Consider the following 25,630-nt stretch of genomic DNA (forward strand, 5'->3'; position numbering starts at 1 on the left):
GGTGAGGTAAGGGTGGAGAAGATCGATATCAGGCAGATGCGGGTGCTGGTGCTGCTGGTGAGATACAAGAGTGTGTCGCGGGTGGCCGAGCTGCTGGAGATCTCCCAGCAGGGGGTGAGCAGCCATTTGAAAAAGCTGCGCGATCTCTTTCCCTCCCAGCTCTTTATCCGCCAGAGCGCCGGGTTGCAGCCGACCGATTACGCCTGCGAGCTGGCCGCCAGGTTCGAGCAGATCCTGGCCGATATCGACGGGGTCTTTGTGGCAGCACCCTTCGATCCCGCCAGCAGCCAGCGCACCTTCAGGGTGATGGCCAACGAGTATGCCCAGCTCGCCATTATCCCAAGGCTGGCGAGCGCCCTGCGCACTCAGGCGCCCTCCATCCGGCTCGATGTGGTGGACTTTCAGACCGAGCAGCATCTGGAGGCGCTGGCCAGCGGCGAGGTCGATCTGGTGATTGGTTTTGATGCCTATCTCGACCCGGGGTTGCTGCGCACCACCCTGCGCCGGGATCACTACTGCTGCGTGCTGCGCCGCGACTCCCGATATATTCCGGACAACGCTCCGCAGGATATGGCTGCCATCCCCTTTGTGCAGTTCGCCAACAGCGTCGGCAATTTCGAAGGGCAGATGAGCCCGCAGCAGGTTGCCAGCGCGGCGGTGGCGACGCTCCCCTGCTACACCTCGCTGCAAGCCTTTATGTCGGTCAATGATGTTGCGGCCTGCATTCCGTCGGCCATCGCCGCCCTCGGCGATTTTCGCGTGCTGGAGCTGGCCGGGGCGCCGCAACAATTCGAGGTGGTGGTCGGCAGACATCGCAAAAGTCAAGGGAATCTCGCCATCGAATGGCTGGCCGAGGTGATCAAGGCCGCCACCCCGCTCGCTTCCGCCTGATCGCACCACATGCGTTCGGGCCGGTGAGGCCGGTTGAGGACAAGCCCTTGTCCGGCCATCACCTGCCATCCTGTTCAGCCCCGTCCCACCTTTCTCCCGCTCGGCCAATCCCTTGTGATCCAGTCGGACGAGCGCTGCTCGTCCCTGCCAGCCAACCGCCGCTAGTAGCCCAACCCTGATTTTTGCGCAGGTGAAACATGAATCCCTTAAAGCGTTACATAGGTGAAACGATTGGCCGCAGGCAGAGGCGAACCCAAGGGGGAGGGGCGAGGCAAATCGTTCCCCCGATCACCAGATAACAGCGGCCAAAAGAGGCAAGGGGAGTCGGCCCCAAGGCCAGCAAGGATGGGGCCTGGCGCCGATCGGCTGGTTGGCTGAAAAGGGCGGCAAAGCGCGTCCGGCGCAGGCTGGATAACCCCATGAAATATCTGGTTACACTCTTCCCGTCCTATTGATTGAATAGTGATTGAATATCGACGGGCGGGGTGTGAAGATGCGCGCCACTCGCCTTGGCGAGACCTATATAACAAGCGACGGCGGTGAGGCTGGCGGCAGATGCTCCGGCCCCCACCGCGGCGAAAACCCGGGCCGGGATGGCCTCATTTTGTGAGTTCAGGTTCCATGAAAAAACTGTTTCTGTTATTGCCCGCTCTGCTGCTGACTGCTTGTGCAGGCAGCATGACCTCTGTCGACAAGACCAGTCCGGAAGGGCGCAAAGTGGTTATTGGTCAGTTCCCGCCCAAGCCGGAGAACAACTGCACCCTCAAGCACAACGAAGAGATGCCAATGAACTTGCTGGAGCGTTACAGCACCGCCGGCATGCTCAACTCCTACATGAACAACAGTCAGGAGAGTCTCAAGGTCGCCGATGCCAAGCAGGCCAACTACGTTCACATCTATCTGCCGGCCCAGAAGATGCTGTTCGGGGTGATCGATCTTAACTACAACGACAAGCCGCGCATCACCTACTACGACTGCCAGTCCCTCAAAGGGCTGTCACGGGGCTGATGCCCGCAGGCCGCCATTGGCTGGCCGGAGAGGCAAGGGATTAATCGACAGGGGCGACCAGCGGGTCGCCCCTGCTGTTTTTGGTGCCGCCGATGGAGGCGGCGAGAGGGGAGTGTTACCCTGTCGGCCAGTTTGCATTGCCGGGTTGCCGCAAGAGTCGTTGCCGCAACCCTTCACACGCTTGCCAGATAAAACAAGGAGTTGTCATGCGCATTGCCATGATTGGTTTGGGGGATATCGCCCAAAAAGCCTATCTGCCGCTGCTTGCCAGCGATGAGCGGGTCACCCCGCTGCTCTGCACCCGCAATCCAGCTGTGCTGGAAAAGCTCGCCCGCCAGTATCGGGTCGCCGAGTGCGTTACCGATGTGGCGGCCCTGCTGGCCAGCCGCCCCGACGCCGTGATGATCCACGCCGCCACCGCCGTTCACCGCGAGCTGGCCGAGCAGTGCCTGCGCGCCGGTATCCCCACCTTTGTCGACAAGCCCCTGTGCGACAATCTGGCCGAGGCCGAGGCGCTGGCCAATCTCGCCATCGCGCAAGATTGCCCCCTCTTTACCGGTTTTAACCGCCGCTATCTGCCCGCCATGGCCGAGGCCCGCACCCAGCCGCTCACCGAGCTTAACTGGCAGAAACACCGCTTCGCCCTGCCGGGCAAGGCGCGGGATTTTATGTTCGACGACTTTATCCATGTGCTCGACAGCCTCTGCTTCTATGGCGGCGTGCCGGGCGGCGACTTTCATGCGGTCTTGCGACCGGATGCGAAGGACAACAGCCTGTTGGCCGGGGTCAGCGTCAGCTGGCAGAGCGGCGATCGCGCCATCAGCGGCAGCATGAACCGCAGCGCCGGGATCACCGAGGAGCGCATCGATGCCTACGGCGACAATCTCTCCCTGCACCTTGAGAACTGTACCCGCGGCAGCATCGCCCGCGACAAGCAGGCACAGATGCTTAGTCCCAACGACTGGCAGCCGGTGCTGGCCCAGCGCGGCTTTGCCACCATGCTGGAGCACTGGTATCAGCAGATTGAAATCGGCAAGGCAGATAGCGAGCTGATCGCCTCCTACCTGCACGGTCACCGGCTGGCAGAGCAGTTGGTGGCGCTGGCTGACAAGCGGGGATAAGGCTGGCTGGAAGCCTGAGGGATGTGAATACGAGGTGCGCGACGATAGCGCACCAAAAACAACGGGGGCCGCAGTTGCGGCCCCCCGTTGTTATGGGATGAGATGCATGGGATCAGATGCACTTCACCGGTTTGGGCAGGCCGCCAATCTTGGTCGCCTGCTTGGCTGGCCCTTCCGGGAACAGCTTGTAGAGGTAGCGGCTGTTGCCCTTCTCGGGGCCGTACTGCTTCTCCATCGCCTTGACCAGCGCCCGGATGGCGGGAGAGGTGTTGAACTCCAGATAGAAGGCGCGCACAAAGCGCACCACTTCCCAGTGCGGCTCCTCAAGCGTGATCCCCTCCTGCGCGGCCAGCACCAGCGCCAGCTCCTCGCTCCAGTCGTTGCTGTTGAGCAGGTAGCCCTTGGCATCGGTCTCGATGAGTTGGCCGTTGAATTCCAGCTGATGTTTTTCGGACGCAGACATGAGGGCTCCTCGCTAATGGGGCTATCAGGATTGGGCGGGCATGGTAGCGCCTTGATCCCCGGTGAGCAACCGGCTCTCGTTGGCCAGATGCAGCAGCTGATCCGCCAGCTCGCTGATCAGGTTGAGCTGTTGGGTCAGCATCAGCTGCTCCTCGCTGCTGTCTGCGCTAATGATGGGGCACTGACCACCGATGGAGCTGGAAGGGTTGCCCGCCAGATGACCGGCGGCCTGCTCCAGGGTGTGGCAGATGTGGTGGCGCACCTCATCCAGCCCGCTGATGGCCTCCAGCTTGTCGCGATGGGCCCCCAGCGCCGAGATGTAGGAGAGCAGGGCGTGGTTGCGCCAGGTGAGGGTAAAGCAGAGATCGAGGAAGCGGCGGCGCTTTTGCGGCTCCACCAGCATGCTCTGCCAGGCGGTGGCCAGTTCGCTGTCCGCCAGATGGGCGCTCTTGCGCGCCACCCGATAGTCGATGGACTCGTCCCGCTGCTGCTTGAGGCTTGCCAGCACTGCCGAGAGGTAGCGGGCGTTGGCCGAGAGCGAGTTGGCGATAAGCGTCGGCAGCCGCTTGTACTGCCAGTCCGGCCAGAGCCAGGCCACCAGCCCGTAGGAGATCAGACAGCCGAGCAGGGTATCGAGCAGCCGCGGCCCCAGAATGGCAAAGCCGATGCCATCAAGCAGGTTGAACGCCATCAGCACATAGAGGGTGATAAAGCAGACCGCGGCGCTGTAGTTGTTGCGCACCTGGGTGAAAAACAGGAAGGCGGCCAGCCCCATCACCACCAGCTGGACGTGCAGCTCGGGGAAGAGCCAGAGCACCGGAATACCCACCAGAATACCGGCGAAGGTGCCGAGCATCCGCTGCACCAGTCGGCGGCGGGTGGCGCTGTAGCTGGGCTGGCAGACAAACAGCACGGTCAGCAAAATCCAGTAGCCCTTTTCCAGATCAAAGGCTTGCAGTATGCCGTAGCCGATCACCAGCCCGAGTGACAAACGCAGCGCGTGGCGAAACACCATGGAGTGCAAGGTGAGGTGCTGCTTGAGCTGGGTCAACAGCGGCAGGCGGGGCGGCCGCGCCAGCGCGGGCAGCTCCTGCTCCGGCTGCTCGGGGTTTTGCAGCACTTCGGCGCTGCCGAGCAGCTGATTGATGCTGGCCAGATTGCGGCGCAGGAACTTCATCGGCGTCAGCAGGGTTTTCGGGTAGTGCTGCTTGAGATTGGTGAACTCCAGCTGATCACCGAGGGCTTCCAGCGTCCAGTGTATGCGCTTGTTATGGGCATAGGGCTTGTGGACCAGAATGGCGTAACCGAGCCGCTGGCACGCCTCGGAGAGCTGCAGGAACACCTCCTGAAATCCTTCCAGTACTATGCCCTGCTTGAGCTCCGCTTCCAGCCGGCTGTAGGGGTAGTGGCTGGAGGTGGCGCGCTCGTGAATTTCCAGCGCCAGCAGGTAGAGGCGCAGCAGGCTGGCAAGCTCGGGGCTCGCCGGATGGCGGCGGCTCAGGCGGGCGTTGAGGGCCGACTTGGTGAGGGTCAGCGCACTCACCAGATTGATATTGAGCTGGGCCAGATTGTGGCGAATGGCCTGGGCGCCGTGCTCGTCCGCCGGGAAGAAGCGGGACTTTTCCAGCAGGTAGCGACCAAGGGCGAAGTAGCTCTGGGCCAGCTGCTCGTGCAGGGTCTTGTAGGGCAGCAGCCAGAGCCAGATAAACGAGACCAGCCCGTACCAGAGGGCGCCTGCGCCGAGTGCCAGCGGCTGGTAGAAGAGATCCGGCGCCTTGGCGGCCCCCAGCATGGTGTAGATGGCGATCAGCAGCGAGCCGAAGCTGATGGTGGCATAGCGGGCGCCGAGCGCCCCCACCATCACGAAGATAAAGGTGGAGCTGGCGAGCCCAATGGCAAACAGCCAGGGGGTGGGGTAGAGATACTGCACGCACAGGGACGCAAACATGAAGCAGATGAGCGTCATGGCGAGGTTTTTGAGCCGTCCCCACAGGCTGTCGTCGGTTTCGGCGATGGCGCCCGCCACTACCCCGAGGGAGAGCAGCACGGTGAGCTGGATATTGCCGGTGGCCAGGGTGAAGGCGAGCAGACCGATAATGGCCAGCAGCACCTTGAGGGCGAAGTAGATGTGACTATCGGTCAGCAGTCGGCGCAGCAGGCCAGAGAGATCCATCGGCATGAAACAGGAACAACCCTTGAACGAAACGAGGGCAGGATGTTACCCCGCCAAGCGAGAAGCGGCCCTGATTTGGATCAGGGCCGCTTCGCATCATATCCTTGATTTGCAACTTATCCTGACAGAAACAGGAGCCAATAAAAACCCCGCCGAAGCGGGGTTTTTGATTAGTTGCGGTTGCCGCCAAGCAGGCTCAGCAGGCTCAGGAAAATGTTGTAGATAGAGACATACAGAGTGACGGTGGCGGAGATGTAGTTGGTCTCGCCGCCGCGCACGATCTGCTGGGTAGTCAGCAGGATGGCCCCGGAGGAGAAGAGCATGAACATGGCGGATAGGGCCAGGCTCAGGGCGCTCATCTGCAGGAAGATGTTGGCAATCATGGCCACCAGCAGTACCCAGAAACCGACGAACAGCATGCCGCCGATGAAAGAGAGGTCACGCTTGGTAGTCAGGGCATAGGCCGACAGACCGAAGAAGGTGAGCGCGGTGCCGCCAAGGGCGGTCATCACGATCTCGCCACCACCATTGTTCATGTACATGTTGATGATGGGGCCCAGGCTATAGCCCAGCAGACCGGTCAGGGCGAAGGTGAATACCAGGCCCATGCTGTTGTTGCGGTTCTTCTCGGTCAGGAACATCAGACCGTATACGCCGATGAGGAAGATGGCCCAGTGCAGCGGCGGCATGTTCATTACGGTCGCGATGCCCGCCACCACGGCAGAGAAGCCGAGGGTGAGGGAGAGCAGCATATAGGTGTTACGCAGCACCTTGTTGGTATCGCGTGCGGCACTCTGGGTGCCGGTGTAGATAGAACGGGTATCCATCTTGGGTGTCCTCTTGGTGTCCTGTTGAGGCGGCGAGCGGCCGTCTCGTCATCACTTAAAGCCTAAGCATTCTATGAAGAACAAATAGGGATGACGAGGAACAATTTCAAGCCACCTGCCATTTTGCTCCCGCACACTATCCCACAGGAAATATGTATTGCATATGAACAAGCGCTTGACGTAGTATGCTCGCCGTTCGGAGGGGTGGCAGAGCGGCTGAATGCACCGGTCTTGAAAACCGGCGATGGGCGACCATCCGTGGGTTCAAATCCCACCTCCTCCGCCATATTCAAAGAGAAAGCCCAAGCGGTCACCCGCTTGGGCTTTTTTGTATCTGCGGTTTCTGGCCGAAAATGGCCTTTAATGAAGGCGCCTACAAAGCGCCCTGGCACTTTATGTCCTAGACCAGAATGACCTGCACATTTTTGGCTTTGATCTGCTCGATAACCTCTTTATCCGCATCCTTGCCGGTGATCAGAATGTCGATCTTGCTGGCGGCGCAAAACAGCATACCTGCCCGTTGTCCCACCTTGCTGCTGTCGGCCAGTACCACCAGTCGGCCGACGTGGTTGAGCATCTTCTGCTCCGCCATGGCGGTCAGCATATCCATCTTGTAGAGACCATCTGCGGTGACACCCTTGCCGCTGGTAAACATCCAGTGCCCGGCATAGAGGGAGGAGATCTCGTCCTGCGGTGCCAGGGTGATGGATTGCGACTTGTTGTATTGACCGCCGATGATCACCACGCCGTCATGGTCATTCTCGATCAGGTAGTTGGCGAGCGGGAAGTAGTTGGTGATGACCTGAACATCCTGCCCGCAGATCTCCTGACCCAGCACGAAGGCGGTAGAGCCACAGTTGATGACCGCGCTTTCCCCCGGTTTGATCAGCGCAGCCGCCGCCTGGGCGATGCGCACCTTTTCGCTGTGATTGAGGCTTTCATTGCTGTCGAGAGGAGACCAGTGGGCCTTTCTGGCCTGCATCAGGGCTTCGGCCCCGTTGCGCACCTTGCGCAGCTTGCCGGAGTCATTGAGCTTGTTGATATCGCGGCGCGCAGTGGCCGGAGAAATATCAAAGGCTTGCATTATGCTGTTGACCGACAGATGACGTTTCTGATTGAGCAGTTCCAAAATGGCGTTATGGCGATGTGCTTCTGTCATATCATGCCTGATGATGATTGAATCTGATTGGGTGGTGATTATATCGCGCATGGGTGTCGATGACAGCAACCTTGTTTACTCTTCTGATAATGGGCGTTCAGGCGATCGCCAGACCGGCTTGCCGAGCGTGTTCGACCAGTCGCCCCTTGGCCGTTTTCAGGTTGCTGGCCCACTCTTCATCCTTGGCCCACATCTCCAGCACCAGAGGGCCGTTGTAACCGATTTTTGCCAGAGTGTTGAAAATGGCGGCAAAGTCGACCTCTCCTTCGCCAATGACCAGATCACGGAACTGCCCGCTGCCATTGGCCGTTACCTTGCGGGTGTCTTTGAGGTGGATCTGCACGATATGGTCTGCACTCAATTGCAGCTCGGTGCAGGTGTCATAGTTCCAGCCGGTGATATTGCCGACATCCGGATAGGCCATGAAGTAGGGGGAGGGGATCTGCTTTTTCAGCACCTCGAATTTGCTGAGGGAGTTGAGATAGGGGGTATCCATGATCTCCACACCCAGCATGATGCCTGCCCGTTCCGCCATTTTGGCTGCCGCCTTCATCCCGTCGATGAAGTGGCGGTGGGTCTCGTCGCTTTGCGGTTCGTAATAGACGTCGTAGCCCGCCAGCTGGATGCAGCGAATGCCGAGCTTGTATGCCAGATTGATCGCTTTTTCCATGATGATGGCCGCCTGCGCGCGGATGGTCGGATCCTGCGAACCAAACGGAAAGCGGCGATGGGCGCTCAGGCACATGGAGTGCAACGGCAAGCTGTGCTGCTCGCACAGGCGTCTGAGCCGATAGATTTCGCTATCTGACCAATCGAGCCGTTGCAGTTTTTCATCTGATTCATCAATGGATATCTCGATGAAATCAAAGCCAAGCTTCTTGGCCGACAGAATTTTCTCTTGCCACTCCAGTGCAGAGGGCATCGCTTTTTCATAAAGGCCGAGGCGTAAGGCATGGTCAAAGTGGTGCATACAAGCTCCTGTAGTCAGATAGGGAAATAGCGGTTCAATACCTCGAGGATCCCGCCCTCGTCGTTGCTCTCGCAGGTGACCCGGTTGGCCATCTGCTTGACCTCCTGCTCGGCATTGGCCATGGCGATGCCCATCCCTGCGAGGCAGAGCATGGAGGTGTCGTTGTGGTTGTCGCCGATGGCGACCAGTCGCGCTGGGCTGATCCCTTGCTGGTCCAGATAATCCTGCAGTCGCGCTCCCTTGCTGTTGCCGCGGCGGGCAAAATCGACCCGATTGGCCCATGATTGCTCGCCACTGAAGTGTTCGCGTACCCAGGGGTGATGTGAGAAGGCCTGAATGGCGGTGATCTCTCCCTCGGCCACGAACTTCCAGACATGGCTGCTGTTGGCCAGCTCCTCTTCAAACGAGTCAACACTGGCTACCTGCGGCTGGATCGGCGGCGCAAAGCCACTGGCCCACTGCTGCAGGGCCGCCACGTAGCGCACCGGCTGATGAGCGGAGTAGACCATGCGGTCAGTGACATACATGACGAGGTTGAGCCGGTGCTCCCTTGCCAGCGCGATAAAGCGTTGTGCCAGTTCATGGGGAATGGCGTTCTCTGCCAGCACGGCGCGCCGGTCGTAGTCGTAAACGTAGGTGCCGTTGCAGCAGATGATGGGAGTGGTCAGCCCCAGTTCGTGGTGATAGGGGTGGGCGGCTGTGTGGTGTCTGCCGGTGACCAGCATGACGGTGGCCTGCTCCTTGATCCTCATGATGGCCTCTTTGACGGCCGGCATGATGGTGTGAGCACTGGTCAGGGTGGTGCCATCGAGATCGAGGGCCAGGGCGTGATAGCGCATCGTCTGATCTTCTTGTTATCCGGTGAGGTGGGGGTAATAGAGGGGGTGATTGAGATGACAGCTTTGCTGGCCCATCTCCATCACCCTCCCTCGTATTACCCGACGTATGACAGGGCGTGCTTACAGGAAGGATTTGTAAGGCAGCTCCGGCTCATCGATGAAGATGTCATCGAACCCGCGCGGGTGCTGGTAGTGCAGCTTGCTCTGGTCGGTCGGGAAGGTGTATTTGCCACCGACTTGCCAGAAGAAGGGGCTGAAGCGATAGCCGAGGCGATCCTTTTTCATGTTCCAGAGCACTTCGATCTCGCGGGGATCACTTTGGAAGTTGGCCCAGATATCGTGGTGGAACGGGATCACCACCTTGGTGTTGAGGGACTCCCCGGCCCGCAAGATGTCTGATGAGGTCATCTTGTCGGTCACGCCGCGGGGGTTCTCGCCATAAGAGAGCAGCGCCACATCGATCTGGTAGTCATTGCCATGCTTGGCGTAGTAGTTGGAGTAGTGAGAATCACCCGAGTGGTAGAGGTTGCCCCCGGATGTCTTGACCAGATAGTTCACTGCCCGATCATCCATGCCATCCAGAATGCTCTTGTCGGTGGAGGAGACCCCCGCCGGCAGGGTGACCAGCGCGGTACGGTCAAAGGCATCGAGTACCTGGATCACGATATCGCCCACCGGGATCTCGTCACCTACGCGGGCTACCACGCAACGCTCGGCAGGCACCCCCCAGCGCAACCAGAGGTCGACACAGGCTTTCGGGCCGATGAACTTCACATGCTCCCCACAGTTTTGCAGCACGGCAGCCGCCACATTGACGTCGATATGGTCGGCATGATCGTGGGTAGCGAGCACTGCATCGATATCTTTAATCCCGAAAGGATCGAGCACGAAAGGTGAGGTTCTCAGGTTGGGTTGCAGCTTGCGCACGCCCCCCATCCGCATCATCTGGTGCTGCTTGTTCATGTAGGGATTGCCATGGGTTCGCTTGCCCGTGCCGCACCAGAAGTCGATGGAGATGTTGGTATTGCCGGCAGACTTCAGCCAGATACCGGTGCAACCCAGCCACCACATGGAGAAGGTATTCGGTTTGACCTCTTCCTGCTCAATCTCTTCATTCAGCCAGGTGCCCCACTCGGGGAAGGTGCTGAGGATCCATGATTCACGGGTGATTTCTTCAATCTTGCTCATCTCACATACCTTTCTGATTTGGATGGTTCACACAGTGGTGATTCATCGGGTGATGACATGACTTGCATGGTTGCGAGTCAGTGATTTGCTTTGATTGGTTGTGACTATATTACCCGTCATTGTGATTATCAATGATTGTGATGATTGTTTTGTGAGATTAATTGCGGCATATCACAATCAAGAGATGAGCATGTTTTTAAGTGATTGTATTTATTGGGTTTACTTATTTGCCGCCTATTTTCAGGGATTCTTTGAATCCTTTCATGCGGCTTTGAGTACCCTTTTAACCGAAATTTCACATCCGGATGGTGGAAAAAGAGATTCTCCCGACCTCGATCTTCATCACAATAAATCACAGTGTGATTATGTATGATTATTTTGGATTTGATAGTGAGTGGTGGCAGTTGAATCTGCTCGCGGGGCGTCAGGTAACGCAATGCCCATATGAATGGTGAGATGTCCGCACCAATCCAATAGCCATGAGTTGTCCTCATCTGGACGGAGCATAAATATGGAAACCCTCTACAACGCTTTTTACATCTTTTACAGTCAGGTGATGACCAAGGCACCCCTGCTGTTGGGGCTGGTGACCTGTATTGGCTACCTGTTGCTCAAGCAGGATGGCACGACGGTCGTCAAGGGCACCGTGAAGACCATCGTCGGTTTCATGCTGGTGCAGGTGGGCGCCAGTACGCTGGTGGCAGGCTTCAAGCCGGTGGTGGACAAAATTGCGGAATATCATCACCTCACCGGTTCAGTGATTGATCCCTACACCACCATGATGGCGACCATGGAAACCATGGGAGAGAACTACTCCTGGGTCGGCTATGCGGTATTGCTGGCCCTTGCCCTCAATATTCTGTTGGTGTTGCTGCGGCGCTATACCGGGATCCGCACCATCATGCTGACCGGCCACATCATGTTTCAGCAGGTGGGTCTGATCGCGGTTTTCTATATGGTGATGGGCGCCTCGATGTGGGAAACCATCCTCTATTCCGCCATTATCATGGCGCTCTATTGGGGGATCTCCTCCAACATCATGTTCAAGCCGACTCAGGAAGTAACCGGCGGAGCGGGGTTCTCCATCGGTCACCAGCAACAGGTCGCCTCCTGGATTGCCACCAAGGTGGCGCCGAAACTGGGCAACAAGGAAGAGAGCGTCGATCACCTGAAGCTGCCAAAGTGGCTGCACATCTTCCACGACAGCATCACGGCGACCGCCATCGTGATGACCATCTTCTTCGGTATCATCCTGCTCTCGTTTGGCCTCGATAATCTGCAACAGATGGCGGGTCAGACTCACTGGTCCATCTACATTCTCGAAACCGGTCTCAAGTTTGCGGTCGCCATTCAGGTCATCGTGGTGGGGGTGCGGATGTTCGTTGCCGAACTCTCCGAGGCCTTCAAGGGGATCTCCGAACGGGTCATTCCCAACGCCGTCCTGGCAATCGATTGCGCCGCTATCTACGCCTACTCGCCGAATGCCATGGTCTTTGGCTTCATGTGGGGGGCTATCGGTCAGTTCCTTGCTGTGCTTGCCCTGCTGGCATTCCAGGCGCCCATCATGATTATCCCGGGCTTCATTCCCATGTTCTTCTCCAACGCCACCATAGGGGTGTTCGCCAACCACTTTGGCGGCTGGCGAGCGGTGATGAAGATCTGCTTCGTCATGGGGATCATTGAGGTGCTTGGCTCTGCCTGGGCTATCCACCTGTTCGCGGTCAATGGCACCAGCTTCAACGGCTGGATGGGGATGGCTGACTGGGCGCTGGTATTCCCGGTGATCATGCAGGGCCTCTCGTTATCTTCCCTGTTCTTCGTGGTATTGCTGGCCGGCGCCGGGCTCTATATGTACTTCGCTTCCCGCACCCTGCGGATGGAAGAGGATATGGCTGTCCCGAGTGCCGCCGTGGCAGAAGAAGCGGCCGATCAGCCAGCCTCGCCCGTCGAGAGTGCCAAAGGGGGACATGCAGTGCGGATCCTGGCGGTATGCGGCAACGGTCAGGGCTCATCCATGATGATGAAGATGAAGATCGGCAAGTTTCTCGAGCAGCGTGGCGTGCCCCATGTCATGGACTCCTGCGCCGTGGCCGATTACAAAACCAAGCTGCAGACCACCGACATCATCGTCTCTTCCAAGCATCTGGCCGGCGAGATGAGCCCCGGTGAGGGCAAATTCGTGCTGGGTGTACAGAACATGCTCAACCCCAATTCGTTTGGTGATGAACTGCTGGGCATCATCAAGAACAACTTTGCAAATTAAGCCGATGAGCCTCGCTGCATGTAGCCGCGGGCAAGGAGAACAAGATGAAATTCAAACAATCTCTGATGGAAAACAACTCTGTATTGCTCAACGCGGCCGCCAGCGACTGGCGCAGCGCCATCAAGCTGGGCACCGACATGCTGATCCGCTCCGGCGCCGTGGAGCCGCGTTACCACGATGCGATCATCGGCAGCATTGAAAAGATGGGACCCTATATCGTGATTGCCCCCCAATTCGCGATGCCCCATGCAAGGCCGGAGGATGGAGTCAATCGCACGGCGTTTGCACTGGTCACCCTGACCACGCCGGTGAAATTTGAAGGGGAAGAGGAGCCGGTGGACGTGCTGGTAACGCTGGCGGGCAGTACCTCGGATGAACACATGGAGGGGCTGATGGAGGTGACTCAGGTGCTGGAGGATGAAAACAGCGAGAGCGGGATCAACCTCGACAAGCTGCGAGCGTGCCAGAGCACGGCAGATGTATTCAACGTCATTGATCAGGCGCTGGCGCAAGTGGTCTGAGGCACCCAACGCAGCCCCGCAAGGGGCCCAGGAGAACGAAATGTACAACTCATTGAAAGAGGCGGTACTGGAGGCCAACCTGCTGTTGCCCCGATACGGTCTGGTTACCCTGACATGGGGCAACGTATCCCAGATAGATCGCAGCTTGGGCGTGGTGGCCATCAAGCCGTCGGGGGTTTCTTACGACAATATGACCGTTGACGATATCGTGGTGGTTGATTTGGCTGGCCAGATCGTCGATGGGCATTTATCCCCGTCCAGTGATACCGCAACCCATCTGGTTTTATATAAAGCGTTTAAAGGCATTTCCGGTATTGTGCACACCCACTCCCGTCATGGCACTATTTGGGCGCAAGCGGGAATGGATATTCCCGCCTTGGGTACCACCCATGCCGATTATTTCTATGGCGATATTCCCTGCACCCGTCCGCTGACCGAAGATGAAATTCGCGTTGATTATGAAAAAAATACCGGCAAGGTCATTGTCGAAGAATTTCAGCGACGGGCGCTGGATCCGCAGGCCTTGCCAGGCGTGGTCATTACTGGCCATGCCCCGTTTTGCTGGGGCAAGAGTGCGGTGGATGCGGTGCACAATGCGCTGGTGCTGGAGGAGGTCGCCACCATGGCGCTGGCAACCAGAGCGTTGAATCCTGCCATCCATATTGCGCAAGAGTTGTCTGACAAACATTATTTCAGAAAGCATGGTGAGAATGCCTATTACGGCCAGCGCTAATTAGTCGACCCGTTATTTAAATTGCCCATCTATTTATTTAGTGACGTCAGGTTACGGCCCTTTATCGACTTTAAATCAATGGGCCAATTCATTCTGCCAAGGTTTTAAATTGAGGAAATATAGTATGACCAAACCCATGTTACAGATTGCTCTGGATTCTACCGATCTTGCTACCGCCGTGGATATTGCCGATCGCGTCGCCAGCTATGTCGAAGTGATCGAGGTCGGCACTATTCTGGCTTTTGCTGAAGGCATGTCTGCGGTACGCACCATGCGCGAGCGTCATCCTGATCACATTATCGTGTGTGATATGAAGACCACAGATGGTGGTGCCATTCTGGCTCGCATGGCCTTCTCGGCCGGAGCTGACTGGATCACGGTATCGGCTGCCGCACATGTCGCTACCATTGCTGCCTGCAAGAAAGTTGCGGACGAGTTTGGCGGGGAGATCCAGATCGAGATCTATGGCAACTGGACACTGGATGATGCCAAACAGTGGGCCGATATGGGGATCACCCAGGCTATCTATCACCGCTCGCGGGATGCCGAGCTGGCCGGGGTCAGCTGGACCCAGGCCGATTTGAGCAAGATGCGGGCGCTCTCCGAGCTTGGGCTGGAGCTGTCGATCACTGGCGGTATCGTGCCGGAAGATATCCATCTGTTTGAAGGGATCCGGGCCAAGACCTTTATCGCCGGGCGGGCACTGGCATCGGAAAGCGGTCAGGCAACCGCCGAAGCGTTACGCCGCGAGATAAACAAATATTGGTAACAGGAGCAGGTTATTAGTGAATAAAGGCCCCGGAAATACTCCGGGGCCTTGTTGTTGAAGGGGCTAGATCCGCCCCTGATAGCGTAGGGGGAAGCGGCCCTGACTGTCGGGCTGGCCGAGGAAGGGGAGTCCCTGCTGCATCTGCTCTGGCAGGGCCGGGCCCGGTTTCAGACTGCCCTGAAACAGGTATTGGCCATTGGGTTGCAGCTCGAGGCGACCGCTGGTCTGTACCGCATCTGAGCCCTGCTTGAGCTCGGCCACCACTCTGGAGTCGAGGCAGGTGAGTTTCACCTCGGGATCGGCCAGATCCAGCTTGCCCGCCGGGGTATCGGCGCTGGCGTTGTACCAGTCGAGGTTGCCGTAGAGGTTGTCACACCAGGGGTTGCCCTGGGCAAACTGATCCACCTTGAGTTGCAGCTGACCGGTGAGGGTGACCGGGAAGGGGAGTGGCAGCGGGATGCGCGCCATTACCCAGGGTGCCGGGGCATTGAGGGTCAGGTCGCGGCCGAAGGCGGCACCATTCCAGCCGACAACGCCCTGACCGTTGAGGCCGTTGCGCTCGCCAAAGCGAATGACCACTTCGGGGGCGAAGCGCAGCAGTGACCAGCCATTGAGATCCCAGCGCAGCTGGCTGATGGATTCGCTGGCATATTGCAGGCGGGCGATCTGGCCGCTCCACAGGGTGCCGCTCACTCCTTCCATCTTCAGCAGGCTGGCAACGTTGGCGGGCAGCGGCAGATAGCGCACCACCAGCGCCGCAGGCAGGGTCGCCAGCAGGAAGATGAAGTAGGCTGCCAGAAACAGGCTGGCAATCAGGATGCGTTTTTTCATTGGGGACGACTCAACTGCAAACGTCTGACCTTGACCAGACCCGGGGCCAGCTCCTCGCGGGCCAGCTCGATGATTTGAACCTGAATGCCGTGCTGCTCCACCAGAGTGGCGAGCCAGAGCAACAGATCATCGAATGGAACCGTATCGATCCACACTTGCAGCTCCTGCCCCTGTGGTTGCAGGCGGGCAATCTTGATCTTGTGGTTGAAGGCGGTACGGTTGACGACCCCCTCAAGGGTACCGCTGGTATCTATCTGACGACCCTGACCGCCCTGCATGGCCAGCACCTCTTCCCCCTTCTCCTTGAGCCAGGCGAGGGTCTGTTGCTGGTTTTGCACCTGACGTTCGCGCTCGGCGATGCGGTTGTTGAGAGGATGCCAGACGCTCCAGTAGAAGAGGCCAACCAGCAGCAGGATGCTGCCTGCCACCACCAGTCGCTGTTCTCGTGCGGTGATGCCCTGCCACCAGCTCTGCAATTTTTCCATCATGATGATTTACCCTTGAGCACCAGCGCCCCTTCAACCTTGCCCTCGGTGCTGCGCACCTCGCCCTGCTGCACCTCGAAGCGCTTTCCCGCCAGTTCGCGGAACCGCTCGATCTCGGCAAAGCCGGGGGCGGTCACCTGCAGCCGCAGCTCGCGGCGGCTGGCATCAAAGCGCATCACCTGCGGCTTGAGGCCGGGCACTTCGGCAAAGGTGGGGGCCAGTTCGGTGAGCATCAGCAGCATGCCGTTCTGCGGTGCCTGACCCATCAGCCGCAGGTGCTGGGTCATCTGGCTGCGCACGTTCACGATGCGGCTTTCGTTAGGGAAGATGCGGCTGTAGACCTGACGGATCTCCGCCTTGAGCGCCTTATCCTGCTCTGCCAGTTGATGCAGCTGGACACCGCGTTGGACGAGTGCCACCAGCAGCAAGAGGGCGGTGGTAATCGCCACCTTGCGCCACTGCAACCAGTAGCGGGCATATTCGGTCTGTGGTCGATAGGGGCCGGTAAGCAGGTTGGCGCGGCAGGTGAGGGCCCCCTTGGCCAGCAGCAGCATGGGGAGCTCGGGCTCGGCCGGCAGCCAGTTGGCGGCGGCAATGGCGGGCGCCGGGGTATGGCTGTGAATGGTGACGGGTTCGGCTTCGGCGGCCAGCAAGATGGCCAGCAGCGACTCGTCTGCCACGATCCCCTGACAGGCGTTCTGGCGGATCAGCCACTCGGCGCCGAGCTGCAGGGCAGACCAGCCATCAGCCGCCTGCGGCAGTGCCAGCACATCGGGCAGCAGTTGCTGACTTCTAAGGCCGGCAGCGTCGAGCCAGCCGAGCCACTCGGCCATCTTCTGGCGATCCACCGCCATCAGGTCGACCTGCGGGCCTTCGTGGGCCAGAACCACCAGATGCAGCTCATCCACGTCGGAGGCGATCTGCTCTTCGAGCAGATAAGGCAAGGCCGCCGCCGACTGGCGGTTGTAGCGCCCCGGCAGGGTGACGCGGCGGAAGATCAGATCGCTGCCCGGCACCAGGGTGACTACGGGGCGGCCGCCAGCGCGCTCCTGCAGCTCGCCCAGCGCGTCAGCTGAGGGGAGCTCGCCGGAGGCGATGATCTCCTGCTCCTGACTCGACCAGACCAGCCAGGCGACCGGTTGTTGTTTGGTGGTCCCCAGACGGATGACCAGACTCTCGCTCACGCATCTCTCTCCTGCGATACCGGTTCGCGCGGGCCAGGCCGACGCAACCGGTGCGCAGCCCGCAGGCTGCATCCAATGTTTGCCCTGCCGGGAGTCGCTCCCGCCAGCGCTTGTTTATTCGGCGCCACTGTTGAGGCGGCGCAGCATGACCAGCTTGTTGTCCTTGCCCCGCTGGAAGATGCTCTCCAGCCAGGCACGACTGTCGCCGATTTCGGCGACCACGCGGGCCTCGAAAAAGTCGCTCTTGACCACCAGCGCCTCCTTGAGACCCTTGACGGTTTCAAGAGGTACGGGCAGCTGGTCCGTCATCAGCTTGCTATCTTTCCACCCCTTTTTTGGCCGCTCGGTCAGTACCCGCTTGGCGTCATCGCTGCCAATCTTGCCCAGATAGAGCGCAGCCAGCAGCTCGGGGCGTTCCGGCAGCAGGGTGTTGATATTGATCTTCAGTTTGTCATTGGGCAGCGTGCAGACATAGGGGGCCAGTTTGGCATAGACCCTGGCCGTTACGCCGCGCACCGACCGCAATTCATCCTTGCCCAACATCCACTGGTTGGCGGTGAGGTAGGGAGGCTTGAGCCCCTCGTAGTAGGCATCCTCGGCGCCGAGGCTGGAGACCAGCACCGTATCCTTGTCCGTCCAGTCGCGGATGGCGTCGGTGAGCTGGGCCGCCTCGTAATCATCCATCGCCAGCTCCTTGAGCAGGGCGCGAAACACCTGCACCGGATAGGGTTGCTGCTCCAGCTCTTCCCCGTTGTTGCCCGCCTGATTGGGTACGCTCAGGCTGTTGAGGTTGAAGCAGGATTGCAGGTCGGTCACCTCGCCCTTGAGCTGGCCATCGTCGACCGGAAACACAGTATTCTTGCTGGCCCACTTCTGGCCGAGGCTCACCACCTCGGGGTCATCCTTGAAGTCCTGTGCCAGCACCTTGCTCACCAGCGCCTCCGCCGAGAGGGCGTACCACCAGGCCTGCTTGCCGGCGGTGACATTGCTGGTACGGCGCAGCTCCAGCTGCAGACGGCCGCTCATGTTGCTGGCGATGATCACCATCACCGAGAGGATCAGCAGCACCACCAGCAGGGCCATACCGCTCTGGCGGCCGGGGCGTACAGGGTTAGTTCGCATTGGCGCTCCCCCCGTTCTGGTTGCCGCCATTGCTGTTGTTACCACTGTTATTGCCGTTGCCGCCGTTGTTACCGTTATTGCTGTCGCCGCCCTGATTGGGATTGCTGCTCTGGCTGTTCTCTTCGGCGCGCTGGCCGCCGGCGCCAATCAGAAATTGCCGGCGAATGGTGCCGTAATCCTCCAGATCCAGCTCGACCGCGAGCCCGTAAGGGAGCACGCTGCGCTGGGTCCACTCCTCCTTCCAGCTCCCCTTGTCGTAGAAGTAGAGGCGAAAGGCGGTGACACCGGTCAGAAGCGGCTGGGTGCGAGGCTCGGTGCCGATCACCGGATCCGGATAGAGGTAGCTGAGGCGCTCCAGCTTCTGATCCTTGAGCCGCCAGCCGACCCGCTGCAGATGGGAGCGGGGCAGCATGCCGTCCGGGTTGAGCCAGCCGCTGCGCATAAAGGCCATGCCCCAGTCATCGCTCTGCTGGCCAAAACGGGAGGCGGCCAGCAGCACCTTGTTGTTCTCTCCCTCGATGCGGCCGCTGCGCGGCACCATCTGGGTGACATCCCGCTCCAGCAGGGTGAAGGCGAGCTGCAACTCGGAGAGGCGGGCCTCCTTGCGCTTGGCTACCTCATCGCTGGTGAGCACCCCCTGCAGCACCTGATAGGCGCCCATGCTCAGAGTGGCGAAGATGGCGATGGCCACCAGCATCTCCAGCAGGGTAAAACCACGGTGACGGGAAGGGCGGGTGTTGCTCGGGATCATCGGTTGATATAGGTCCGCATCATGGCGATCGGGTTCTCGGCCTTGGCCTCGGTGCGCACTTCCATCTCGAGCGCCTTGAAGTTGCTGTCGCTGGTCGCGACGCCGCGATAGCGCCAGTACCAGGTCTGCCCGGCCATCTGCTCATCCCCTTCTACCCAGCTGTCGCCGGGCCACTTGTTCTCGAGCTTCTGCTGCACCAGCTGGTTCTCCACCACCCAGGTAGCGAGGGTCTTCTCTTCCAGATAGTTGAGGGCCGAGAGGTGCTCGCTGGCGGTTTTCATGACCGCGAGACCCGCGATGGCAAAGACCGCCAGCGCCACCATCACTTCGAGTAGTGTCATGCCGCGGGCGTTCACTCTGTCACCTCTTCATCCTCATCGCCGGTGAGCAGGGTGAGGCGGCCGAACTCGTCCCCCTTGACGATGCGGGTGTAGCGCACCTCGTCATCCTGCTGGCTGAAGGTGAGGGTAAAAGGGGTCAGCTCACCACCGGGGAAGATAAGGAGCTGCGGGGTGCGCTCCTTGTCATCCCGCTTCTTCTCACGCTCTTCATCGGGATCGGGCTGCCAGCCAAATCCCTCCAGCTCCAGGGTCAGCACCATGTTCTCCGGCAGTTGCACCTGACCCAGCTGCTTGTCACCGGTCAGGGCCAGCCACTTGCGATCCTTGGCCTGACGCTGCATAAACTGCCAGCCATTCTCCTCGACGCGAATGCCCACCAGCCGGCCATCCATCACCGCGTACTCCTGCGCCAGCTGCAGGGTTGCCATCAGGCGGCGCGCCTGCTTGTCGATCTCCCTGTCACCTTTTGCGCCACCCATGCTGAGGGTGACGGCGGTGGCCACCAGCCCCATCAGCATGGCGACCAGCAACACTTCCAGCAGGGTAAAGCCGGATTGGCGACGGGCAGATGGTGCAGCCCTCATTCGGACTGCTCCAGCAAAGCAGAGTGCACGCGGCGGTTAATCACTTATTGGAAATCCTTCAGGTTCCAGTTGCCGATGTCGTCATCGGTACCAGCTTCGCCATCCTGACCCATGGAGAAGATGTCGATCTTGCCGTACTGGCCCGGGCTCAGCAGCTGATACTGGTTGCCCCAGGGATCTTGCGGTAAGCGCTTGATATAGCCGCCATCGCGGTAGCTGCGCGGCGCCGGATCGATGGAGGGTTTGGTCACAAGCGCTTCCAGACCCTGTTCGGTGGTCGGGTAGCGGTTGTTGTCCAGCTTGTACATGTCGAGGGCATTTTCCAGCGCCACGATGTCGGAGACCGCTTTCTGCTGGTCGGCTTTCTCCTTGTTGCCCATCAGGTTGGGCACCACCAGACTGGCCAGAATGCCGAGGATCACGATGACCACCATGACTTCCAGCAGGGTAAAACCGGATTGACGACGCTTTTGCATTACTTTGACTCCCTCACAAATGAGATGGCATGAACCATCGACGATTGATTGTTAAACCGCGATCGTTCGATTACGCCTGTCGGCTAATCGAACCTACGAGGTCGATTGGATTGGTAGGTTCGAATAGCGAAGCGTATTCGGACATCCGAACCTTACATATTCACCATATTGTTGAGCTCGAGGATCGGCTGCAGGATCGACATCACGATAAACAGCACTACCCCGGCCATGGAGACCACCAGCATGGGTTCGAACACCCCGAGGGCGATATTGACCTGGGATTCAAACTCCCGATCCTGGTTGTCCGCTGCCCGCTCCAGCATGCTGTCGAGCTCGCCGCTCTGTTCACCTGAGGCGATCATGTGCAGCATCATGGGCGGGAAAATCTTGGTCTCGGTCAGCGACTTGCGCAGACTGGTCCCCTCGCGCACCCGTTCGGCGGCCTCGAGAATGCGCATTCTGGCAAAGTCGTTGGAGAGTACTTCACCGGCGATCTTCATCCCTTCCAGCAGCGGCACCGCGCTGGCATTGAGGATGCTCAAGGTGCGGGCGAAGCGGGCGGTGTTGAGACCCCGGCTGACCCGGCCAATCACCGGCAGGCCGAGCAGCACCTGATGCCAGCGCCGGCGGCGCTTCTCGTCGGTGAGCCACCAGCGCCAGACAAAGCTGGCGATAAAGAGCAGCAGCAGGAACCAGAGGCCGTAGGCTTGCATCAGCTCGCTGGTACCGATGAGAAAACGGGTGGTGCCCGGCAGCTGCTGGCCCATGTGTTCAAACTGGGCCACCACCTTGGGCACCACCGCGGTAAGCAGGATCGAGATAACCCCGATGGCGACGCAGGTGAGCACGATGGGGTAGATCATCGCCTGCAGCAGCTTGGTCCGCATATGCTGGCGCTGTTCGGTGTAGTCGGCGAGGCGGTTGAGCACCTTCTCCAGATGGCCCGATTTTTCACCGGCCGCCACCATGGAGCGAAACAGCTGATCGAACACGTGGGGAAAAGCCCCCAGCGAGTCTGCCAGCGAATAACCTTCCACCACCTTGCTGCGCACGGTCGCCACCAGAGAGCGCAAGTGCGCCTTTTCGCACTGCTCGGCCACCGCCTTGAGCGCCTCTTCAATGGTGAGACCGGCCCCCACCAGAGTCGCCAGCTGGCGGGTGATCAGGGCCAGCTCGGCAGTGGAGGCGCCACGACGAAACAGGGCGAAGCGGGTCGCCTCCCGTTTCGCCTTCTCGGTGGTCTCGTTTACCTCGAGCGGGGTGAGCCCCTGCTCGCGCAGCAGCTGGCGAACCTGACGGGCAGAATCGCCCTCCATCACACCGCTCTTGCTGCGCCCCTTGACGTCGAGGGCTTTGTATTCGAATGCCGCCATCTCAATCTTCCCGGGTCACGCGCAGCACCTCTTCGAGGCTGGTCAGCCCCTTGAGTACCTTGTCGATGCCGTCGCGGCGAATACTGGGGGTGTGGCCGCGGATCAGCCGCTCGATGGCCATCTCGCCGCTGGCGCCGTGAATGGCCTCGCGCACCGCCTCATCGACCACCACCAGTTCGTGGATACCGGTACGACCGCGATAGCCAGTGTGGTTGCACTGCTCGCAGCCCACCGCATGCCAGATATGCTGATCCGGCTCCAGTTTGATCCCCATGGAGAGGCGCTCCTGCTCGGTGGCCGGACGCGAGGCGCGGCAATCGGGGCAGAGGGTGCGCACCAGCCGCTGGGCCAGCACCGCCAGCAGGGAGGAGGAGAGCAGGAAGGGCTCGATCCCCATGTCCCGCATCCGGGTGATGGCGCCGATGGCGGTGTTGGTGTGCAGGGTCGACATTACCAGATGGCCGGTGAGCGATGCTTGCACCGCGATCTGGGCGGTTTCCAGATCTCGAATTTCCCCCACCATCACCACATCCGGATCCTGGCGCAGGATGGCGCGCAGGCCGCGGGCGAAGGTCATGTCTACCTTGCTGTTGACCTGGGTCTGGCCCACCCCTTCAAGGTCATATTCGATGGGATCTTCCACCGTCAGGATGTTGCGATCCCGCGAGTTGATCTCGGAGAGCGCCGCATAGAGGGTGGTGGATTTACCGGAACCGGTCGGGCCGGTGACCAGAATGATGCCGTGGGGCTTGCGGATAAGCTCGCTGATGATGCTGCGGTTGCGCGCCGTCATACCGAGCTGCTTGAGCTCGAGGCGAATGGTGTTCTTGTCGAGCAGACGCAGTACCACCCGCTCGCCGTAGCTCGACGGCATGGTGGAGACCCGCACGTCGACGGCGCGGCCGCCGATGCGCAATGAGATACGGCCATCCTGCGGCACCCGCTTCTCGGCGATATCCATCCGCGACATGACTTTGATCCGCGATACCAGAAGCGAGGCCAGCTTGCGATGGGGACGCAGGATCTCCCGCAGCACCCCATCGATGCGAAACCGGATCACCAGCGCCCGCTCGAAGGTCTCGATATGGATATCGGAGGCCTCCTCCTTGATCGCCTCGCTCAACATGGCGTTGATGAGGCGAATGATGGGGGCATCGTCATCGGCGTCCAGCAGGTCTTCGCTCTGGGGCAGCTCTTCGGCCAGCGCAAAAAAGTCCATCTCGTTGCCGAGATCTTCCATCAGCTGGCGCGCCTCGGAGGAGTCACGCTGATAGTGGGTCATCAGCAGCTCTTCGAAGGCGTCGTTGTCGAGTTGCTCCACCGCAAAGGCACAGCCCGCCACCCGGCGAACTTCCAGCAGGGTCTGCGGCGTCACGCCGGTACGGCACTGCAGCACAGGTGCGCCGTCACGCTCGCTGAGGATCACCCCGTAGTTGCGGGCAAACGCAAAGGGGAGCTCGGGCAGCGGGGGAGGCAGGCTGCTCCCGTCGAGATGATAGGCACTCATCAGGGGCGGCTCTGCACAAAGGGAGTGGTGCTTTCCACCGCGCTCTGCTGGCGAACCTTCATCTGTTCAACCTGCTTTTGTACTTCCTTTTGCAGCTCGGGCGACATCATTACATCCTGACCATAAGCCGGCAGTACCTGGCGTTTGGGCGAGGTGAGATAACCCTCCTGGGCGGCCGCATCCAGCTGTTCGGCCCGGAACAGGGAGTACTTGTTGCTGGAGATGCCGGAGTAGACGTCGGCATCGCGCAAGATGGTGGGCCGGATAAAGACCATCAGGTTGCGTTTCGAGGTGCTGTTGGAGGTGGAGCGGAACAGGTAACCCAGCACCGGAATATCACCGAGCAGCGGCACTTTTGACACGTTCTCGCTGGTCTTCTCATCCATCAGGCCACCCAGAACGACTGTCTCGCCACTTTTGACCAGCACGGCGTTTTTCACAGTGCGGGTATCGAAGGTGGGGCCAAGGGTAGAGGTGCCTTCTGCAGGCTTGGTTGCCACGCTGGATACCTCCTGCTCGATGGTGAGCAGAACCGAATCCCCTTCGTTGATCTGGGGGGTGACCACCAGCTTGGTGCCGACCGTCTTGCGCTCGATGGTGTTGAAGATGTTGTCGCCAGAGGTCGAGCTCTGTGAACCGGTCTGGACAGGCACCTCCTGGCCTACGTTGAACGATGCCTCCTTGTTATCCATGGTGACAATGCTCGGAGTGGAGAGAATATCGTTCTTGGTATTGGAGGCGAGCGCCGTGGCCAGCATGGCCCAGTCGCCGTGATAGAAGCCGGCAGCCATACCGTTAAAGTTTTCCAGAAGTTTACTGGCGGCGGCAGTATTGCCGTTCTGGTAATCCTTGCCTGCCGCGATGGCGCCACCGATCGGCAGGCCGGTGTTGGTAAACTGGGTGCCACCACCATTGGCATTGCCCCACTGGACGCCGAGGTTGAGGCCATCGCCATCGGCTATTTCGACGATGATCGCCTCTACCAGCACCTGGGCGCGGCGAATATCGAGCTTGGCGATGACCTGTTCCAGTTCTGACATCACATCCGGCTGGGCGGTGATGACCAGAGCATTGGTGGTCTCGTCGGCAGAGATGGCGAGTTTGCCACCGCCGATACTGCCGCCACCGCCCATAGCGGCCGCGTTGCCGCCCCCCTTCTTGTCCGCTTCGATGCTGGAGCTGACCCCCTTGAGGACATCCACCAGATCCTTGGCCTTGCCATATTTGAGGTAGAAGACCCGGGTGTTGCCCTGGCTCTGCAGGTCGCGGTCGAGCTGGTGTACCATCTGGATGATGCGGGCGCGTGCTTTCGGTTCACCACTCACCACCACCGAGTTGGTGCGCTCGTCGGCGACCACCTTGGGGGCCAGCAGCAGGCTGGTGGTGCCCCCTTGCGGGTTGTTATCCTTGTTGAGATTGGTCACCAGCCGCACGATTTCGCCAGCCGAGGCGAACTTGAGCTTGATGATGTCCACATCCTGATCGCCAGCACGGTCGACCCGGTTGACCACCTCCACCAGCCGGTTTACCACGGCGGCGCGGCCGGTGATGAGCAGCACGTTGGAGGGCTCGTAGTGCACTACGTTGCCGCCACCGGCGTTATCGTTGAGCTGACGCAGCAGAGGGGCCAGTTCGCGCACCGAGACGTTGCGCACCGGTACTACCCGGGTCACCATTTCGTCGCCAGAGCCCGGGTTACTGCCATCCACCACCGGAATGGCGGAGGTCTTGGCATCGCGCGAGCGCAGTACCTTGAGCACGCCGTTATCCATCGGCACCACGGCAAAACCGTAGACGTCGAGCACGCTCAGGAAGAACTGGTAGTACTGCTCCTCGTTGAGCAGGTCGTAGCTGCGGACGTTGATCTTGCCGCGCACCGAGGGCTCGATGATGATGGTCTTGTTGAGATTCTTGCCCACCGTGTTGATGAACTCTTCGATATCGGCGTTCTTGAAGCTGGCCGAATACTCGGTGGCCCAGGCTGATCCTGCCATCATCAGTGCCGCCGCTATGGTGGCCAGACGCCAGCCTTTCCCTTTATTGGTCATTCTT

The 25,630-nt window shown here is 59.8% G+C and carries 24 protein-coding genes, 1 tRNA gene and 1 pseudogene; 8 read left to right on the top strand and 18 right to left on the bottom strand.

Annotated features, from left to right (window positions below; translation table 11 throughout):
• Positions 1–12: 12 nt before the first annotated feature.
• The 3 genes from I6L40_RS08375 (at position 13) to I6L40_RS08385 (ending at position 3,020) form a co-directional block, all read left to right on the top strand.
• Positions 13–891 carry a LysR family transcriptional regulator gene (locus tag I6L40_RS08375; protein WP_216995274.1) on the top strand — a complete coding sequence of 293 codons (879 nt, stop codon included), beginning with the start codon at positions 13–15 and terminating at the stop codon, positions 889–891.
• Between the two features lie 621 nt (positions 892–1,512).
• Entirely contained in the window at positions 1,513–1,899 is a 387-nt protein-coding gene (locus I6L40_RS08380; RefSeq protein WP_043849411.1) for a hypothetical protein, read from the top strand.
• A 206-nt stretch (positions 1,900–2,105) separates the two neighbouring features.
• Positions 2,106–3,020 (top strand): Gfo/Idh/MocA family protein, encoded by a 915-nt coding sequence (locus tag I6L40_RS08385; protein WP_216995275.1) that lies wholly within the window; start codon positions 2,106–2,108, stop codon positions 3,018–3,020.
• 112 nt (positions 3,021–3,132) lie between these two features.
• Here the strand turns inward: I6L40_RS08385 and I6L40_RS08390 are convergent, their stop codons facing one another.
• The 3 genes from I6L40_RS08390 to I6L40_RS08400 all read right to left on the bottom strand — a co-directional run bounded on the left by I6L40_RS08390 (position 3,133) and on the right by I6L40_RS08400 (position 6,482).
• Positions 3,133–3,483 (bottom strand): TusE/DsrC/DsvC family sulfur relay protein, encoded by a 351-nt coding sequence (locus I6L40_RS08390; protein ID WP_019446869.1) that lies wholly within the window; start codon positions 3,481–3,483, stop codon positions 3,133–3,135.
• A 24-nt stretch (positions 3,484–3,507) separates the two neighbouring features.
• The gene (gene yccS, locus I6L40_RS08395) at positions 3,508–5,661 is read right to left on the bottom strand and encodes a YccS family putative transporter (protein WP_216995276.1); all 2,154 of its coding nucleotides are present in this window, start codon (positions 5,659–5,661) and stop codon (positions 3,508–3,510) included.
• Between the two features lie 164 nt (positions 5,662–5,825).
• A complete protein-coding gene (locus tag I6L40_RS08400) occupies positions 5,826–6,482 on the bottom strand; it encodes a Bax inhibitor-1/YccA family protein (RefSeq protein WP_033113039.1) in 657 nt (218 codons plus the stop codon).
• Between the two features lie 198 nt (positions 6,483–6,680).
• Here I6L40_RS08400 and I6L40_RS08405 point away from each other — a divergent pair.
• A tRNA-Ser gene (locus I6L40_RS08405) sits at positions 6,681–6,768 on the top strand.
• A 114-nt stretch (positions 6,769–6,882) separates the two neighbouring features.
• Here I6L40_RS08405 and ulaR read toward each other — a convergent pair.
• From ulaR to ulaG, 4 genes are all read right to left on the bottom strand, one after another.
• Positions 6,883–7,641 carry an HTH-type transcriptional regulator UlaR gene (ulaR, locus tag I6L40_RS08410; RefSeq protein ID WP_021229102.1) on the bottom strand — a complete coding sequence of 253 codons (759 nt, stop codon included), beginning with the start codon at positions 7,639–7,641 and terminating at the stop codon, positions 6,883–6,885.
• 97 nt (positions 7,642–7,738) lie between these two features.
• Positions 7,739–8,611 carry an L-ribulose-5-phosphate 3-epimerase gene (locus I6L40_RS08415; RefSeq protein WP_216995277.1) on the bottom strand — a complete coding sequence of 291 codons (873 nt, stop codon included), beginning with the start codon at positions 8,609–8,611 and terminating at the stop codon, positions 7,739–7,741.
• 14 nt (positions 8,612–8,625) lie between these two features.
• A complete protein-coding gene (locus tag I6L40_RS08420; protein ID WP_216995278.1) occupies positions 8,626–9,450 on the bottom strand; it encodes a Cof-type HAD-IIB family hydrolase in 825 nt (274 codons plus the stop codon).
• Between the two features lie 120 nt (positions 9,451–9,570).
• Entirely contained in the window at positions 9,571–10,638 is a 1,068-nt protein-coding gene (ulaG, locus tag I6L40_RS08425; protein ID WP_156852272.1) for an L-ascorbate 6-phosphate lactonase, read from the bottom strand.
• Positions 10,639–11,149: 511 nt separating this feature from the next.
• On the opposite strand from ulaG, the gene I6L40_RS08430 reads away from it, so the two are divergent.
• The 4 genes from I6L40_RS08430 (at position 11,150) to I6L40_RS08445 (ending at position 14,924) form a co-directional block, all read left to right on the top strand.
• Positions 11,150–12,901, top strand: a complete 1,752-nt coding sequence (locus I6L40_RS08430) for a PTS ascorbate-specific subunit IIBC (RefSeq protein ID WP_156852271.1) — start codon at positions 11,150–11,152, stop codon at positions 12,899–12,901.
• Positions 12,902–12,945: 44 nt separating this feature from the next.
• Complete coding sequence (locus I6L40_RS08435; protein ID WP_071912067.1) at positions 12,946–13,422, top strand: PTS sugar transporter subunit IIA; 477 nt, start codon at positions 12,946–12,948, stop codon at positions 13,420–13,422.
• A 40-nt stretch (positions 13,423–13,462) separates the two neighbouring features.
• Entirely contained in the window at positions 13,463–14,155 is a 693-nt protein-coding gene (locus I6L40_RS08440) for an L-ribulose-5-phosphate 4-epimerase (protein WP_042033037.1), read from the top strand.
• Positions 14,156–14,279: 124 nt separating this feature from the next.
• Complete coding sequence (locus tag I6L40_RS08445) at positions 14,280–14,924, top strand: 3-keto-L-gulonate-6-phosphate decarboxylase UlaD (protein ID WP_071912065.1); 645 nt, start codon at positions 14,280–14,282, stop codon at positions 14,922–14,924.
• 63 nt (positions 14,925–14,987) lie between these two features.
• Here the strand turns inward: I6L40_RS08445 and exeN are convergent, their stop codons facing one another.
• From exeN to exeD, 11 genes and pseudogenes are all read right to left on the bottom strand, one after another.
• Positions 14,988–15,755, bottom strand: coding sequence for a GspN family type II secretion system protein ExeN (exeN, locus tag I6L40_RS08450; RefSeq protein ID WP_216995279.1), 768 nt, complete (start codon positions 15,753–15,755; stop codon positions 14,988–14,990).
• Positions 15,752–16,243, bottom strand: a complete 492-nt coding sequence (gene exeM, locus I6L40_RS08455) for a GspM family type II secretion system protein ExeM (protein ID WP_042033043.1) — start codon at positions 16,241–16,243, stop codon at positions 15,752–15,754. The genes exeN and exeM overlap by 4 nt, the downstream gene beginning before the upstream one ends.
• Positions 16,240–17,424 carry a GspL family type II secretion system protein ExeL gene (gene exeL / locus I6L40_RS08460; protein ID WP_216995280.1) on the bottom strand — a complete coding sequence of 395 codons (1,185 nt, stop codon included), beginning with the start codon at positions 17,422–17,424 and terminating at the stop codon, positions 16,240–16,242. The genes exeM and exeL overlap by 4 nt, the downstream gene beginning before the upstream one ends.
• A 114-nt stretch (positions 17,425–17,538) precedes the next feature.
• Entirely contained in the window at positions 17,539–18,546 is a 1,008-nt protein-coding gene (gene exeK / locus I6L40_RS08465; RefSeq protein WP_216995281.1) for a GspK family T2SS minor pseudopilin variant ExeK, read from the bottom strand.
• Between the two features lie 112 nt (positions 18,547–18,658).
• Positions 18,659–19,297, bottom strand: a pseudogene (gene gspJ / locus I6L40_RS08470) (type II secretion system minor pseudopilin GspJ); the annotation flags it as partial.
• Entirely contained in the window at positions 19,294–19,653 is a 360-nt protein-coding gene (gene exeI, locus I6L40_RS08475) for a GspI family T2SS minor pseudopilin variant ExeI (protein WP_033113033.1), read from the bottom strand. The pseudogene gspJ and the gene exeI, both read right to left, overlap by 4 nt.
• Positions 19,650–20,222 (bottom strand): GspH family T2SS minor pseudopilin variant ExeH, encoded by a 573-nt coding sequence (exeH, locus tag I6L40_RS08480; protein ID WP_216995283.1) that lies wholly within the window; start codon positions 20,220–20,222, stop codon positions 19,650–19,652. The genes exeI and exeH overlap by 4 nt, the downstream gene beginning before the upstream one ends.
• Before the next feature lie 44 nt (positions 20,223–20,266).
• A complete protein-coding gene (gene exeG, locus I6L40_RS08485) occupies positions 20,267–20,698 on the bottom strand; it encodes a GspG family T2SS major pseudopilin variant ExeG (RefSeq protein WP_041208232.1) in 432 nt (143 codons plus the stop codon).
• A 152-nt stretch (positions 20,699–20,850) separates the two neighbouring features.
• A complete protein-coding gene (exeF, locus tag I6L40_RS08490; RefSeq protein ID WP_216995284.1) occupies positions 20,851–22,071 on the bottom strand; it encodes a GspF family T2SS innner membrane protein variant ExeF in 1,221 nt (406 codons plus the stop codon).
• A gap of 1 nt (position 22,072) precedes the next feature.
• Positions 22,073–23,578 carry a type II secretion system ATPase GspE gene (gene gspE, locus I6L40_RS08495; RefSeq protein WP_216995285.1) on the bottom strand — a complete coding sequence of 502 codons (1,506 nt, stop codon included), beginning with the start codon at positions 23,576–23,578 and terminating at the stop codon, positions 22,073–22,075.
• Entirely contained in the window at positions 23,578–25,626 is a 2,049-nt protein-coding gene (gene exeD / locus I6L40_RS08500; RefSeq protein WP_216995286.1) for a GspD family T2SS secretin variant ExeD, read from the bottom strand. Before exeD ends, gspE begins: the two co-directional genes overlap by 1 nt.
• Between the last annotated feature and the right edge of the window lie 4 nt (positions 25,627–25,630).

The sequence above is a fragment of the Aeromonas sp. FDAARGOS 1410 genome (assembly GCF_019048745.1).
Taxonomy (GTDB): Bacteria; Pseudomonadota; Gammaproteobacteria; order Enterobacterales; family Aeromonadaceae; genus Aeromonas; species Aeromonas jandaei.

What these genes read in the sequence shown, in the direction of transcription:
- I6L40_RS08380 (WP_043849411.1), top strand. Translation starts at nt 1,513, where the DNA reads ATGAAAAAACTGTTTCTGTTATTGCCCGCTCTGCTGCTGACTGCTTGT.
- I6L40_RS08385 (WP_216995275.1), top strand. Translation starts at nt 2,106, where the DNA reads ATGCGCATTGCCATGATTGGTTTGGGGGATATCGCCCAAAAAGCCTAT.
- I6L40_RS08390 (WP_019446869.1), bottom strand. Translation starts at nt 3,483, where the DNA reads ATGTCTGCGTCCGAAAAACATCAGCTGGAATTCAACGGCCAACTCATC.
- yccS (WP_216995276.1), bottom strand. Translation starts at nt 5,661, where the DNA reads ATGCCGATGGATCTCTCTGGCCTGCTGCGCCGACTGCTGACCGATAGT.
- I6L40_RS08400 (WP_033113039.1), bottom strand. Translation starts at nt 6,482, where the DNA reads ATGGATACCCGTTCTATCTACACCGGCACCCAGAGTGCCGCACGCGAT.
- ulaR (WP_021229102.1), bottom strand. Translation starts at nt 7,641, where the DNA reads ATGACAGAAGCACATCGCCATAACGCCATTTTGGAACTGCTCAATCAG.
- I6L40_RS08415 (WP_216995277.1), bottom strand. Translation starts at nt 8,611, where the DNA reads ATGCACCACTTTGACCATGCCTTACGCCTCGGCCTTTATGAAAAAGCG.
- I6L40_RS08420 (WP_216995278.1), bottom strand. Translation starts at nt 9,450, where the DNA reads ATGCGCTATCACGCCCTGGCCCTCGATCTCGATGGCACCACCCTGACC.
- ulaG (WP_156852272.1), bottom strand. Translation starts at nt 10,638, where the DNA reads ATGAGCAAGATTGAAGAAATCACCCGTGAATCATGGATCCTCAGCACC.
- I6L40_RS08430 (WP_156852271.1), top strand. Translation starts at nt 11,150, where the DNA reads ATGGAAACCCTCTACAACGCTTTTTACATCTTTTACAGTCAGGTGATG.
- I6L40_RS08435 (WP_071912067.1), top strand. Translation starts at nt 12,946, where the DNA reads ATGAAATTCAAACAATCTCTGATGGAAAACAACTCTGTATTGCTCAAC.
- I6L40_RS08440 (WP_042033037.1), top strand. Translation starts at nt 13,463, where the DNA reads ATGTACAACTCATTGAAAGAGGCGGTACTGGAGGCCAACCTGCTGTTG.
- I6L40_RS08445 (WP_071912065.1), top strand. Translation starts at nt 14,280, where the DNA reads ATGACCAAACCCATGTTACAGATTGCTCTGGATTCTACCGATCTTGCT.
- exeN (WP_216995279.1), bottom strand. Translation starts at nt 15,755, where the DNA reads ATGAAAAAACGCATCCTGATTGCCAGCCTGTTTCTGGCAGCCTACTTC.
- exeM (WP_042033043.1), bottom strand. Translation starts at nt 16,243, where the DNA reads ATGATGGAAAAATTGCAGAGCTGGTGGCAGGGCATCACCGCACGAGAA.
- exeK (WP_216995281.1), bottom strand. Translation starts at nt 18,546, where the DNA reads ATGCGAACTAACCCTGTACGCCCCGGCCGCCAGAGCGGTATGGCCCTG.
- exeH (WP_216995283.1), bottom strand. Translation starts at nt 20,222, where the DNA reads ATGAGGGCTGCACCATCTGCCCGTCGCCAATCCGGCTTTACCCTGCTG.
- exeG (WP_041208232.1), bottom strand. Translation starts at nt 20,698, where the DNA reads ATGCAAAAGCGTCGTCAATCCGGTTTTACCCTGCTGGAAGTCATGGTG.
- exeF (WP_216995284.1), bottom strand. Translation starts at nt 22,071, where the DNA reads ATGGCGGCATTCGAATACAAAGCCCTCGACGTCAAGGGGCGCAGCAAG.
- gspE (WP_216995285.1), bottom strand. Translation starts at nt 23,578, where the DNA reads ATGAGTGCCTATCATCTCGACGGGAGCAGCCTGCCTCCCCCGCTGCCC.
- exeD (WP_216995286.1), bottom strand. Translation starts at nt 25,626, where the DNA reads ATGACCAATAAAGGGAAAGGCTGGCGTCTGGCCACCATAGCGGCGGCA.